Source organism: Hahella sp. HN01 (assembly GCF_018986435.1).
Taxonomy (GTDB): Bacteria; Pseudomonadota; Gammaproteobacteria; order Pseudomonadales; family Oleiphilaceae; genus Hahella.
On sequence record NZ_JAHMIN010000013.1, the window covers coordinates 101,517 to 114,246 of the forward strand.

Here is a 12,730-nt window from a genome sequence, read left to right on the forward strand (position 1 = left end):
GCTACATGTGCTGTTAGGCACGCTGTTCGCCCTGCTGATGCCTGCTATTGCTGCGGCTGAGCCAGCTCCGGGTCCTCAAGGACCGAGTGCGGTGATGCAGATCCTGTTCCTCGGCGGTTTCGTGCTGATTTTCTACTTTCTGGTATGGCGTCCCCAGAGCAAGCGGGCCAAAGAGCACAGAGAGCTGCTGGGCGGTTTGAACAAGAACGACGAAGTGTTAGTCAACGGCGGCATTGCTGGAAAAATCGTGCGTGTGAAGGACGACTTCCTGGTAGTTGAGATTGCTGACAAAGTGGAAATCAAAGTGCAGAAAATGGCGGTGACCGCAGCGTTGCCCAAAGGCACTTTGAAAGATATCTAAGACGGCCGCGCATGCGCGCCGGGCCTGCGTCAGGCGTTCAATTTCCGCGAACGCCTGCATGGCGCGCCTATTCCCCGGCATAGAGATAAACAATAGGGAGCCTTTTACGGCATGCTCAATAAATACCCACTTTGGAAAAATCTGCTCGTTGTCATAGTGCTGATGATGGGCTTTATTTACGCCTTACCGAATTTGTATCCTGATGACTACGCTTTGCAGATAAGCGGATCTCGCGGCTCCATCGGGGTTGACGAGAGCGTGCTGAAAAAAGCCACCGACGCCCTGGACGAAGCGGGCATTGCATACGGCGAAGCGAAAGTCGGCGAGAAGAACATCATCATACGCTTTGCGGACAACGATACTCAGTTGGACGCACAGCCTCACGTCAAGAGCGCTTTGGGCAATGACTACGTTGTGGCGTTGAACCTGGCGCCGACAACGCCGGCATGGTTGTCCAGTTTGGGCGCTGCGCCCATGAAGCTGGGTCTGGATTTGCGTGGAGGGGTGCACTTCCTGATGGAGGTGGATCTGGCGAAAGCGGTCGCCACGACAATGGAAATTACCCAGGGCGACATTAAAACCAAGCTGAGAGAAGAAGGGTTGCGTTACAAGTCGGTGGATATTCTGCCGCCAAAGCAGATCTCTGTCGGCTTCCGTGACGAAGATGATCGCGATAACGCATTATCTCTGGCGCGTCGTGAGTTTGGCGACTTTTTGGCGGAAAGCGCTGAAGAGAACGGCTTGTTTATGGTGAAGCTGACCCTGCTGGAAAGCCGGGCGAAAGAAATTGAAGACTACGCCATTTCCCAGAACTTAAGCACCTTGCGTAATCGGGTTAACGAGCTGGGCGTCGCCGAGCCTTTGGTTCAGCGTCAAGGACGCGGGCGTATCGTTGTGGAATTGCCGGGCGTGCAAGACACGGCGGAAGCCAAGCGTATTTTGGGCTCCACTGCTAACCTGGAGTTCCGCCTTGAGGCGCGTCCAGATGCTTCGGCGGGTTCTATTGAAAAGTTTGAGTTCCGCTCAGAGCCCCGCACTGCAAGCTTGGAGCGCGACATCATTATTACTGGCGGCAGCGTCGCCAATGCGCAGCAGTCCTTTGACCAGAATGGTCGTCCTGAAGTTAACATTAAGCTGGACTCCTTGGGCGGCAACAAAATGTTCCACATCACCAAGGATGCTGTGCAGCGCAATATGGGCGTGCTCTTCGTTGAATACAAAGAAGACGTGGATACCAAGTCCACAACTGGACAGCCCAAGAAGCGCCGCTACGTAGAAAAGAAAATCATCAGTCTCGCCACCATACAGTCGCCGTTAGGAAACAGCTTCCGTATAACGGGGCTGGACTCTGTATTTGAAGCCAAAGAACTGGCTTTGCTGTTGCGTTCCGGCGCATTGGCGGCTCCAATCTATTTTGTTGAAGAGCGTACTGTCGGTCCCAGCTTGGGGCTAGAGAACATTAAAGACGGCGCCACTTCCGTAGCTATTGGCTTCGTGCTGGTCATGCTGTTTATGATCGTTTACTACCGTGTATTCGGTATCGTGGCCAATATCGCTTTGGCGGCCAACGTCTTTATTCTGATTGCGGTCATGTCCTTGCTGTCGGCGACGCTGACTCTGCCGGGTATTGCGGGTATCGTATTGACGGTGGGGATGGCGGTCGACGCCAACGTGCTGATCTACGAACGAATTCGTGAAGAGTTGCGTAACGGGCTGCCGCCTCAGTCGGCGATTCATGCTGGTTATGATCGCGCATTTGTGTCTATTTTTGACGCCAACGTGACCACTTTGATTGCTGCGCTGATCTTGTTCGCAATCGGCACAGGCCCGGTCAAAGGTTTCGCTGTTACGCTGTCTATCGGGATTCTGACCTCCATGTTTACTGCGATTACCGTAACTCGCGCAGTAGTCAATATGATTTACGGCGGCCGCAATATTGGCAGTTTGTCCATTGGTGGCGTCAAGCAAGGTTAAGGAGGCATAACTATGTCTGATGAAAAAGTTTATAACTTTATGGGCATAGCGAAGCCTGCGCTGGCTTTGTCTGTGATAATGATCATTGTATCTATCGTGTCCATCGCTACTCGCGGCTTGTCTTTCGGGTTGGATTTTACCGGCGGTACGCTGGTAGAGGTGGAGTACGCCAAAGCGCCGCAAATCAATGATGTGCGGCATCAGCTTGAGGCTCACAAATATGAAAACTTCGTTGTGCAGAAGTTTGGTTCTGACACCAGCATCCTGGTTCGTTTGCAGCAAGAGCACAGCGAGTCCATCGGAACGGAAGTGGTGAATGCGCTGTCTGCGGACGGGGCACAAGTGAGTCTGAGTCGTTCCGAGTTCGTTGGATCTCAGGTCGGCGAAGAGTTGCGCGAACAGGGTGGATTGGGCCTGCTGCTGGCGCTTGGCGTCATCATGCTCTACATCGCTTTTCGCTTTCAGTTCAAGTTCTCTGTTGGCGCTGTATTGGCGTTGGTGCATGACGTCATTATCACGGTAGGGATGTTCTCGCTGTTTCAGTGGGACTTCGATTTGAACGTGTTGGCGGCGGTGTTGGCGGTAATCGGTTATTCATTGAACGACACCATCGTTGTGAGCGACCGCGTGCGTGAGAACTTCCGCCGCCTGCGTGAGGAAACGCCGGTAAGCATCATTAATATTTCTTTGACGCAAACCCTGTCCCGTACAATCGTTACTGGCCTGACTACTTTGCTGGTTCTGGTGGCGTTGTTCTTGTTCGGCGGTCCTGCGCTTAAAGGGTTCTCGACGGCGTTGATAGTAGGTATTGTTGTCGGTACCTATTCCTCAATATATGTTGCGAGTAACCTGCTGCTGATCATGAATATCAGTAAAGAAGATTTGATGATTCCTGTGAAAGAAGGTGCTGAGTTGGATGATCGCCCTTAAGGCGATCTTCTTCTTGGTGTAAGCTGTCAGCCCTATTCAGGACGGGGCAAATACCAAATAAAAAGCCGGTCATATGACCGGCTTTTTTGTGAGCTCTTGTGATGTAAAAGAGCTTTTGGGGCTGTTTGTTATTTCAATAGCTCAGCCAATTTGTGGGCTTTTTGTGAGACGGGCTTAAGCATTTTAGGATTGCAGCAAATAATGGAGCGGCTTCTTTCATTTAGCGGGTTGCCGCGGACATCGCTGTGCAGAGCTCCGGCTTCTTTGGCGATAAGTAAACCAGCTACCGTCTCAAGCGGGTTGATGTTGTTCAGAATCGCAACGTCGATTTTTCCGGAAGCCAGGTAGGCCAGCTCCTGTGGGATGCAGTGTGCGCTTCTTACGCCGAAGCAGCTCTTATCCAGTTCCGCATAAGCTTCCAGCAAGGTTGCAGGCTCTTCTCTTTTGCCAACGCCTTCTAAAATGTTGGTGGACAGTACGGATAGCTCCAGCTCTTTTGTGCCGGAAACGCGGATGCGCTTGCCGTTTAGAGAAGCTCCGCCGCCCCGGCTTGCCGTGTATTCGTCGCCGGTTACAGGGAAAATAATGATGGCGTGTTCGGTCTGATCATTCTTTTTGCAGACAAGTGAAAAACACCAGTCGGATAGGCCGCGTACGAGGCTGGCGGTGTTGTGTACAGGCATGATGTGCCAGCTGACGCTTTTCGGGGCGCCTTTCAAATCGCCTTTTTTGTTGATTTGATGGGTCGGGTAGGCCCGTTGTAGGGCGCGGGACAAATTATCGTAGAAAGCGGCGTCAACGCGTGCAATGACTCTCTTTAGCTTTTCCGGATCGGTAAAAGACAACTCTTCACGTTCAAGAATCATGTTGATTTGCTCATTGGACGAGCGAATTGCGCGCAAGGCAATATTAATCATTGGCTGCATGGTTTGATCACTACTTTGTAAAGAACGGTTTTAAAAAGGGCGCTAATGATAGCAACTCCGTCGTGTAAACACACCCAGAAATCTACTTACGAGTTAAATTATAGAAAAGGTCGCGGAGCGCGCCAGAAAGCGGAGTCATGGCGATGTTTCAGTCTCAGTGGGGGAGGCATTTGCATACAATTCTGCTACCATTGCGCACTTTTAAAAAGGTGTAAAAATGCTGGAAAACATCCGTATTGTGCTGGTCAACACCTCTCATCCCGGTAATATCGGCGCTACGGCGCGCGTGATGAAAAACATGCGGCTGTCTCGATTAGTGCTGGTGGAGCCAGATCGATTTCCAGATGATGATGCTATAAGCCGTGCATCCGGAGCCTTAGATGTTTTGGATGGCGCTCAAGTGGTTGCGAGTTTGGATGAGGCTATCGCTGGTTGTGTCCTCGTGGTGGGAACCAGCGCAAGAGGCCGGAGTATTCCCTGGCCAGTGAGAAATCCGCGAGATTTGGCGGATGATGTCTATGATCATATTGCGACGACCCAGGGCGAGGTGGCGATTGTATTTGGGCGGGAAGAGCGGGGGCTCACCAACGAAGAGCTGCAACGCTGTCATTTGCATGTTCATATTCCGTCAAATCCTGATTACTCATCTTTAAACGTTGCGATGGCGGCGCAAGTGATTTGTTACGAGCTCCACATGCGGTGGCTGCTTGAAAACGAAGAGAATCAATCATATATCCAGAGGTTGGACGGTCCTGGCGATACAGGGTGGGATGTCGAAGCCGCGACGGCTGATGAAGTTGAGCGCTATCTGGTCCACTTGGAGCAAACGCTCATCGATATCGACTTCCATGATCCGGAAAATCCAAGGCAATTGATGTCGCGACTGCGGCGACTGTATCAGCGTGCGCGTTTGGATAAGATGGAAATTAACATTCTGCGAGGCATTCTACGATCCACGCAGAAAGTGGCGGGAACTTGGCAAAAGAAATAATCGGGGCGAATCATGTTAGCACAGTTAAAAGAGGACATAAGAAGTGTCTTTCACCGGGACCCGGCGGCCAGAAACGCCTTTGAGGTGCTGACTTGCTACCCCGGCCTGCATGCGTTGCTGGCGCATCGCATTAGTCACTGGTTGTGGAAAAAGGGATTGAAGTGGTTGGCGCGCTTTCTCTCCACATTTAGTCGTTGGATGACCGGGATTGAAATACATCCGGGTGCGAAGATTGGTCGCCGTTTTTTCATCGATCACGGCATGGGAGTGGTGATTGGGGAAACTGCGGAAATCGGTGACGATGTGACCCTTTATCAGGGGGTGACTTTGGGAGGAACCAGCTGGAATGCGGGCAAACGTCATCCTACGCTGGGAAATGGCGTGGTCGTTGGCGCTGGCGCCAAGATTCTGGGGCCATTCACTGTTGGGGATAACTCGAAAGTGGGTTCCAATGCTGTGGTCACCAAGGAGGTGCCGTCTAATGCCACAGTGGTGGGTATTCCGGGGCGCGTGATAGTCAAGAAGACAGAGCCGGAAGCTGATCGCCGTAAAGCCATGGAAGAGAAAATGGGCTTTGACGCATATGGATTGAGTGAAGAGATGCCAGATCCGGTGGCGCGCTCCATTCGCGCAATGTTGGATCATATGCAGGCGGTGGACGATCGTCTGGAGTCAATGTGCAAGTGCCTGCATAAGTTGGACGTGGAATATCGAAATGGTGAACTGCCCCCTTTGAAGAGTGAGGATTTTGAATGTGTCCGCGAAGATAAGTAGTCTGCCGACATAATCCGTAATACTTGATCAGTTTGCAGGGTCATTTCATAATGCCCTAAATTATTTAGGGGTTTGATCATGCGCTTGACCACCAAAGGCCGCTATGCGGTGACCGCCATGCTGGATTTGGCGCTGCACGGTGATGGCGGCCCTGTCAGTCTGGCGGATATCTCGGCGCGTCAGGGCATCTCGCTTTCATATCTTGAGCAATTGTTCGCCAAATTGAGGCGTAATCGTCTGGTGTCCAGCGTCAGAGGGCCTGGTGGCGGTTATAAGTTGGCGCGCCCGCTCGGCGAAACCGCGGTAGCTGAAATTATTGAGGCGGTTAACGAGTCAATAGATGCGACAAGGTGTGGACGGAAAGGGGACTGTCAGGGTGGCGAAATTTGTCTAACCCATCATTTGTGGCAGGACCTCAGCGAACGTATTCATGATTATCTCAGTAGTATCAGTCTGGAGGAGCTTGTCTCCAGTCGGGCGGTGCGGGAAATCGCCGAGAGGCAGAGCGAAAGAAAACGAGCGGGCGAGACAGGCATCTCTTTAGTTGATATTGGTTAACCTGATTTCTCTCGTGTCACTGTTAAAGCAGGCGCGGGGAGCGCTGAAGTACTTGGATATGGATAATTGAAATAATGAAGAAACCTATATATCTCGACTATGCCGCCACTACCCCGGTGGACCCCAGGGTCGCCGAGGCGATGAGCAACTGTCTGACGTTGGATGGCGTCTTCGCTAACCCGGCGTCCCGCTCGCATATATACGGCTGGCGCGCAGAGGAGATGGTGGAGAAAGGGCGTCGCCAAGTGGCGGATCTAATTGGCGCCGATCCTCGGGAGATTGTTTGGACTTCCGGCGCCACGGAGGCGGATAACCTCGCTATTAAAGGTGTGGCGAGTCGCTATGCTGAAAAAGGTCGTCATATCATTACCAGTGCGATTGAGCACAAAGCTGTGCTGGACCCTTGCGCCTACCTCGAAAAGCAGGGTTATGACGTGACTTATCTGAAACCAGATAAAGATGGAGTCATCAGCCCGGAGTCGGTTAAGAATGCGCTGCGCGACGATACTATTCTCGTTTCTCTGATGCACGCCAATAATGAACTGGGTAGCGTTAACGATATTCAGGCCATTGGTGAGCTGTTGCGTGGGCATCAAGCTTTTTTTCATGTGGATGCGGCGCAGTCTGTGGGCAAGTTGGTCGTTGATATGAAAACCATGCCTGTCGACCTGTTGTCCTGTTGTGCGCATAAAATTTACGGGCCTAAAGGCATAGGGGCGCTCTACGTTCGAAGAAACCCATTTGTCGGCGTAGACGCTCAGATCCATGGTGGCGGCCATGAGCGGGGCATGCGCTCCGGTACGCTGCCAACTCATCAAATTGTTGGTATGGGTGTGGCTTTCGAGCTGGCTGGAGAAAGCCTGGCGGAAGAAGCTGAGCGACTGGCAGGGTTGCGCGACAGATTGTGGCGGTCGCTGTCTGTATTGCCAGAGATCCATTTGAACGGTTCCGAATCCAATAGGCTACCGGGTACGTTGAATATTAGTTTCGGGTATGTCGATGGCGAGTCGCTACTGATGGCTATGCGAGACCTTGCGGTCTCAACCGGCTCGGCATGTACCTCCGCTTCGCTTGAGCCCTCCTATGTGTTGAGGGGGGTTGGCGTGCCGGATGAGTTGGCGCTCAGCTCTCTGCGTATTTCTATGGGGCGTTTTACTCAGGAAGAAGATGTTGATGTCGCCGCGGATGTCATTATCACTGCAGTGAATAAATTGCGCGAGTTGTCGCCGGCGTGGAAGGCGAAGCTGGGCAATTAATGCGGTAAGACCCTGGTGGAGGGCGCTTTCTTTATTCTTGTTAACAAAATTTAAATCTGCGTCTGATGCAATTTTAAGCTGAATGCATCGGGCGTCCGCTGTCGCAATTGCCGCTCGTTTGACACTTATGTCGCGGGCGTCTTTTTCGTGTTAGGAGCGGAGTGTAACTTTCCCTGGAACATGCGTATAATCGCCTGTTCAGAATATAAACCTAAAGTTGTTATAACCCTGATTTTGGAGAGCATATCGATGGCCGTAGAACGTACGCTGTCAATCATCAAGCCCGACGCAGTGGCTAAAAATGTAATCGGCGAAATCTATTCGCGTTTTGAGAAAGCCGGTCTGCGTGTTGTGGCTGCAAAAATGCTGCACCTGTCGCAAGAGCAGGCTGAAGGCTTTTATGCTGAACACAAAGAACGTGGGTTTTTCCCAGATCTAGTTGCTTTCATGACTTCCGGTCCTGTTGTTGTTCAAGCGCTGGAAGGTGAAAACGCCATCGCTCTGAACCGTCAACTGATGGGCGCAACCAACCCTAAAGAAGCTGAGCCAGGCACTATTCGCGCAGACTTCGCTTCCTCTATTGACGCGAACGCGGTGCACGGCTCCGACTCTGCAGCGTCTGCAGAGCGCGAAGTGGCTTATTTCTTCAGCGAGAACGAAATCTGCCCACGCAGCTGATATAAACTTATCAGTCAAGGCAATTAATCGAGTGCAGCACTATCGCTGCACTCTTTTTAAGAGGTATAGCATGTCAGGCGCCAACGCTAAAATTAATTTACTGGGAATGAATCGTTCCGATCTCGAGTCTTTTTTCGAGTCGTTGGGAGAGAAAAAATTCCGCGCCACTCAGTTGATGAAGTGGATGTATCACCTTGGCGTATCTGACTTTGACCTCATGACGAATATGAGTAAGGCGCTACGGGAAAAGCTGAAAGAAGTAGCTGAAGTTTCCGTGCCAGAAGTTATTTATGAAGATATTTCTGCTGACGGCACCCGTAAGTGGGTTATGCGATTGGCCGGCGGCAACAGTATTGAAACCGTTTATATTCCGGATAATGGCCGGGGTACATTGTGTGTTTCTTCTCAGATAGGATGCTCCCTCGATTGCAGTTTCTGTTCTACTGGAAAGCAGGGATTCAACCGTAATTTAAACTCCGCTGAAATAATCGGTCAGTTGTGGATAGCAGCGAGATCTTTCGGCGATTATGATCTTTCCAAAGAGCGCTACGTCACCAACATTGTCTTTATGGGAATGGGCGAGCCCTTATTGAATTTCGACAACGTCGTGCGCGCCTGCGATGTCATGATGGATGACTTCGGCTTCGGTATTTCCAAGCGCCGACTGACCGTCAGCACTTCTGGACTTGTTCCCGCCCTTGATAAGCTGGGCGATGTGACGGATGTCTCTCTCGCCATTTCCTTGCATGCGCCAAATAATCCGTTGCGAGATGTGCTAGTTCCAGTCAATAAAAAGTATCCGATAGAAGAGCTGTTGGCGGCCTGTCATCGTTATTTGAGCAAACTGTCCGATAAGCGTCGAATTACAGTGGAGTACACTCTGATTGCAGGTGTAAACGACAGTGAGACGCACGCAGGTGAATTGCGTGACTTATTGCGCGACCTGCCATGCAAGATTAACTTGATTCCATTCAACCCGTTCCCCAACAGCGGTTATGAGCGTCCTTCTCGAAACGCGACATTAAGGTTCCAAAAAATACTGAGCGATGCGGGCTATGTCGCCACCGTTCGTACTACACGTGGCGATGATATTGATGCCGCTTGCGGCCAGTTAGTGGGACGCGTTGAGGATCGGACGCGGAGAAGCCAGAAGTATATCCCTTTGCAAAACATTAATGTTTCCCCTGACGGTAGAGCTTCTGCTTAATTAAGCAGATTAGTCGGTGGTGGAGGGGAGTTTCCTGAAAAAGAAAGGCTGTTTATAACCTTGAAAATATCGCTGGCATTGATAGTTAAGTTGAGAAAAATGGAAAACCTCAGGCACGCTTTTAAAACAGCACTAATGTTAGTCTTAATATCCGGTGCTGTTGCAGGGTGCGTAACTACTGTAACTGGTCCCTACACTAAAAAGGCTTCAGAAGAGAAGGCCGCCCAACAATATGTCCAACTTGGACTGGCGTATTTTCAGCAGGGAGATATGGAAAGCGCTTTATTAAAGCTTCAACGAGCTTTGGAGATAAAGCCTGATAATGCGGAGGCATTGGCGGCGATGGGACTGGTTTATCAGCGCCAAAAAGAACCATTTTTGGCGGAAAAACAATTTAAATCCGCACTTCGCTCTGATGCGGATTTTACCAGAGGGCGCACTTATTATGCGGCTTACCTGTATGAGCAGGGCCGCTTTAAGGAGGCCGTGGAGCAGTTTGAAAAAGCCTCTAGCGATGTGAACTATGAGGGGCGCGCTCAAATATTTAGTAATATAGGTTTGATACGTTTAAGGCTGGGAGATATTGACCAGTCTATTAAAGCGTATGAGAAGTCACTAACTCTGAGGCATGGTCAGCCCAATGCTGTGCTCGCATTATCATCTTTATATTTTGAAAAGCGTGAGTTAGAGAAAGCGGACAAATTATATGGCGCATTCTGGGAATCAGTGCGCAGAGGCGGGGCTTCACACTCGCCCGCGAGCTTGGCGTTGGGAATTAAAATCGCCAGGGAGAAGAAGGATTTGAATGAGGAAGCATCTCTGATGTTGTTGCTGAAGAATATGTTTCCCGACTCCGCTGAATATAAAACGATGAAAGGAAGTAGTTGATATGTCGTCCGAGGCCGCATCCAACCCCGCCGCTAATGATCGACCGGGCAGCCGATTGCGTCAGGCCCGGGAGAGTTTGGGCTGGAGCATCCCGGAGACAGCCGAACGGCTGCATGTTATTCCACGTTATGTGAAGGCCATCGAGGACGGCGAGCACAGTCAGTTGCCTGGCTTAGTGTTCTTGAAAGGGTATGTTAGAGCTTACGCCCGTTTGGTCAATCTGTCTGAGGACAGGGTGATCGAAGATCTGGAGCAAGAATTATCTCTGGAAGACGGTGGTTTTACGGAAGAAAGATCAGCTTCTACGCCATCCTTTGAGGAAAAGCCTAAGAGTGGCGGAGGGTTGTGGCTGATAATACTGGCGTTGGCGGTTGCGGCGGGACTCATTTACTTCTTCCTCTCGGGGCGAGAGTTAGTGCCCTCGGAGAAAGCTGAATCGACGGTCCAGGAAGCGGAAACTTCAGTCAAAAATTTGGCTGTGTCTGGCGACGACAGCGGAGATGTAGTTGAGCCGCTGGTCCCAGCTGATGAACAAGATACCTCCGGCACGGAGGCTGAACCAATGCAGCTGGACAGTTCAAGTCGCGAGGAAGATGATCAGGAGCCGTCCCCTGAAGATTTTATACAGCCAGAAGATGTTGGCGCTTCTGAGCCCTCGACAAGTGAGCAGCCTTTGGTGGCGACTGAGGTCCCTGTTGCAGCCGAGCCAGCTCCCTCTGCAGCGTCCGAGTCCCCGGCTCCTCAAACAGCGATTGGTAAAGTTGCTGTTCGGGCTACATTTATTGGGGATTGCTGGTTTGATTTGAGAGATAAGAGCAACAACCGCGTTGTGGGCTTATACCGCCAGGGCGATGTGGTTGATTTTCAAGGGGAGTACCCTTTGCGCTTTATTATCGGCGCGGTGGACGCTGTGAAGTTGGAGGTAAATGGCAATCCTCTGGATTTCGGGCAATACCGAGTACGCAATAACCGTGTTGAAATGACCTTGGAACGTTGAGGTTCTGTTTTTATGCATTTTGAGTCACCGATAAAAAGGCGACGTTCGCGCCAGATTATGGTTGGCGCTGTGCCGGTTGGTGGAGATGCGCCTATCGCTGTACAGTCAATGACGAACACTGAGACCTGTGATGTTGATGCGACTGTAGCGCAGATTGAAAAGCTGCAGCAAGCCGGGGCGGATATTGTCCGAGTATCGGTTCCAACTATGGATGCGGCGGAAGCCTTTGCTGCTATCAAGCAAAGAGTTACTTTACCTTTGGTGGCGGATATCCACTTCGACTACAAGATTGCGCTTCGGGTTGCTGAGGTGGGAGTCGACTGCCTCCGTATCAACCCGGGAAATATTGGCAGGGAGGACCGCGTGCAAGCAGTTATCAGCGCCGCCAAAGATAACGGTATCCCGATTCGTATTGGAGTTAATGCCGGGTCGCTGGAAAAAGACTTACAGAAAAAATATGGGGAGCCTACGCCGGAAGCCCTGGTGGAATCCGCGATGCGCCATATCGATATTCTTGATCGTCATGACTTTCAGAACTTTAAGGTGAGTTTGAAAGCGTCAGATGTTTTCATGACTGTAGCGGCTTATCGCCAGATTGCAGGCCAGATCGAGCAACCACTTCATCTTGGCATTACCGAGGCGGGTGGGTTCCGTTCTGGCGCCGTCAAATCCGCCATTGGGTTGGGAATGCTTCTGATGGATGGGATTGGCGATACGATTCGTGTTTCTTTGGCGGCGGACCCAGTCGAAGAGATTCGGGTCGGCTACGATATTCTCAAGAGCCTTAAGCTGCGCACTAAGGGGATTAACTTTATCGCCTGCCCCAGTTGCTCCAGGCAGAATTTCGACGTGATCAAGACAATGAACGAGCTTGAGCGTCGCCTTGAGGACATCAGCACGCCGCTAGACGTGGCAGTCATTGGCTGTGTCGTCAATGGACCTGGAGAAGCGAAAGAGGCGGACGTAGGTTTGACCGGTGGTTCACCTTCCAACCTGATTTATGTGGGCGGTAAGCCAGACCACAAACTGAATAATGATGAGTTGGTTGAGCGTTTTGAGTCGTTAATCCGCAGCAAGGCCGCGGCTAAGCAAGAAGAGCTGGACGCGTTGATCGCAAAAGGGTAATTATCTCCCCCGCGACATCATTTGCTCAAAGGTTCGAGCCTTTAAGTCATTAGCACAAATTTGAA

Annotated in this window: 13 protein-coding genes; 12 read left to right on the forward strand and 1 reads right to left on the reverse strand. The window is 51.2% G+C overall.

Annotated features, from left to right (window positions below; all coding sequences use genetic code 11):
- Window positions 1–37: 37 nt before the first annotated feature.
- From yajC to secF, 3 genes are all read left to right on the forward strand, one after another.
- Window positions 38–361 carry a preprotein translocase subunit YajC gene (yajC, locus tag KP814_RS14390; RefSeq protein WP_206618153.1) on the forward strand — a complete coding sequence of 108 codons (324 nt, stop codon included), beginning with the start codon at window positions 38–40 and terminating at the stop codon, window positions 359–361.
- Between the two features lie 111 nt (window positions 362–472).
- A complete protein-coding gene (gene secD, locus KP814_RS14395; RefSeq protein ID WP_216737416.1) occupies window positions 473–2,335 on the forward strand; it encodes a protein translocase subunit SecD in 1,863 nt (620 codons plus the stop codon).
- A gap of 12 nt (window positions 2,336–2,347) precedes the next feature.
- A complete protein-coding gene (gene secF / locus KP814_RS14400) occupies window positions 2,348–3,265 on the forward strand; it encodes a protein translocase subunit SecF (protein WP_216737417.1) in 918 nt (305 codons plus the stop codon).
- A 128-nt stretch (window positions 3,266–3,393) separates the two neighbouring features.
- Here the strand turns inward: secF and KP814_RS14405 are convergent, their stop codons facing one another.
- Window positions 3,394–4,191: an inositol monophosphatase family protein gene (locus tag KP814_RS14405; protein WP_216737418.1), complete on the reverse strand. Its 798-nt coding sequence runs from the start codon at window positions 4,189–4,191 to the stop codon at window positions 3,394–3,396.
- A 217-nt stretch (window positions 4,192–4,408) separates the two neighbouring features.
- On the opposite strand from KP814_RS14405, the gene trmJ reads away from it, so the two are divergent.
- The 9 genes from trmJ to ispG all read left to right on the forward strand — a co-directional run bounded on the left by trmJ (window position 4,409) and on the right by ispG (window position 12,665).
- Entirely contained in the window at window positions 4,409–5,182 is a 774-nt protein-coding gene (gene trmJ, locus KP814_RS14410; protein WP_216737419.1) for a tRNA (cytosine(32)/uridine(32)-2'-O)-methyltransferase TrmJ, read from the forward strand.
- Between the two features lie 12 nt (window positions 5,183–5,194).
- Window positions 5,195–5,956: a serine O-acetyltransferase gene (gene cysE / locus KP814_RS14415; RefSeq protein WP_216737420.1), complete on the forward strand. Its 762-nt coding sequence runs from the start codon at window positions 5,195–5,197 to the stop codon at window positions 5,954–5,956.
- A gap of 78 nt (window positions 5,957–6,034) precedes the next feature.
- The gene (iscR, locus tag KP814_RS14420; RefSeq protein ID WP_216737421.1) at window positions 6,035–6,514 is read left to right on the forward strand and encodes a Fe-S cluster assembly transcriptional regulator IscR; all 480 of its coding nucleotides are present in this window, start codon (window positions 6,035–6,037) and stop codon (window positions 6,512–6,514) included.
- Window positions 6,515–6,588: 74 nt separating this feature from the next.
- Complete coding sequence (locus KP814_RS14425) at window positions 6,589–7,770, forward strand: IscS subfamily cysteine desulfurase (protein WP_216737422.1); 1,182 nt, start codon at window positions 6,589–6,591, stop codon at window positions 7,768–7,770.
- Window positions 7,771–8,019: 249 nt separating this feature from the next.
- Window positions 8,020–8,448 carry a nucleoside-diphosphate kinase gene (gene ndk, locus KP814_RS14430; protein WP_127972100.1) on the forward strand — a complete coding sequence of 143 codons (429 nt, stop codon included), beginning with the start codon at window positions 8,020–8,022 and terminating at the stop codon, window positions 8,446–8,448.
- Window positions 8,449–8,518: 70 nt separating this feature from the next.
- Complete coding sequence (rlmN, locus tag KP814_RS14435; protein WP_216737423.1) at window positions 8,519–9,655, forward strand: 23S rRNA (adenine(2503)-C(2))-methyltransferase RlmN; 1,137 nt, start codon at window positions 8,519–8,521, stop codon at window positions 9,653–9,655.
- A 60-nt stretch (window positions 9,656–9,715) separates the two neighbouring features.
- Window positions 9,716–10,543 (forward strand): type IV pilus biogenesis/stability protein PilW, encoded by an 828-nt coding sequence (gene pilW, locus KP814_RS14440; protein ID WP_216737424.1) that lies wholly within the window; start codon window positions 9,716–9,718, stop codon window positions 10,541–10,543.
- A gap of 1 nt (window position 10,544) precedes the next feature.
- Entirely contained in the window at window positions 10,545–11,540 is a 996-nt protein-coding gene (locus KP814_RS14445) for a RodZ domain-containing protein (protein WP_216737425.1), read from the forward strand.
- Between the two features lie 12 nt (window positions 11,541–11,552).
- Window positions 11,553–12,665: a flavodoxin-dependent (E)-4-hydroxy-3-methylbut-2-enyl-diphosphate synthase gene (gene ispG, locus KP814_RS14450; RefSeq protein ID WP_216737426.1), complete on the forward strand. Its 1,113-nt coding sequence runs from the start codon at window positions 11,553–11,555 to the stop codon at window positions 12,663–12,665.
- The last annotated feature ends 65 nt before the right edge of the window (window positions 12,666–12,730 follow it).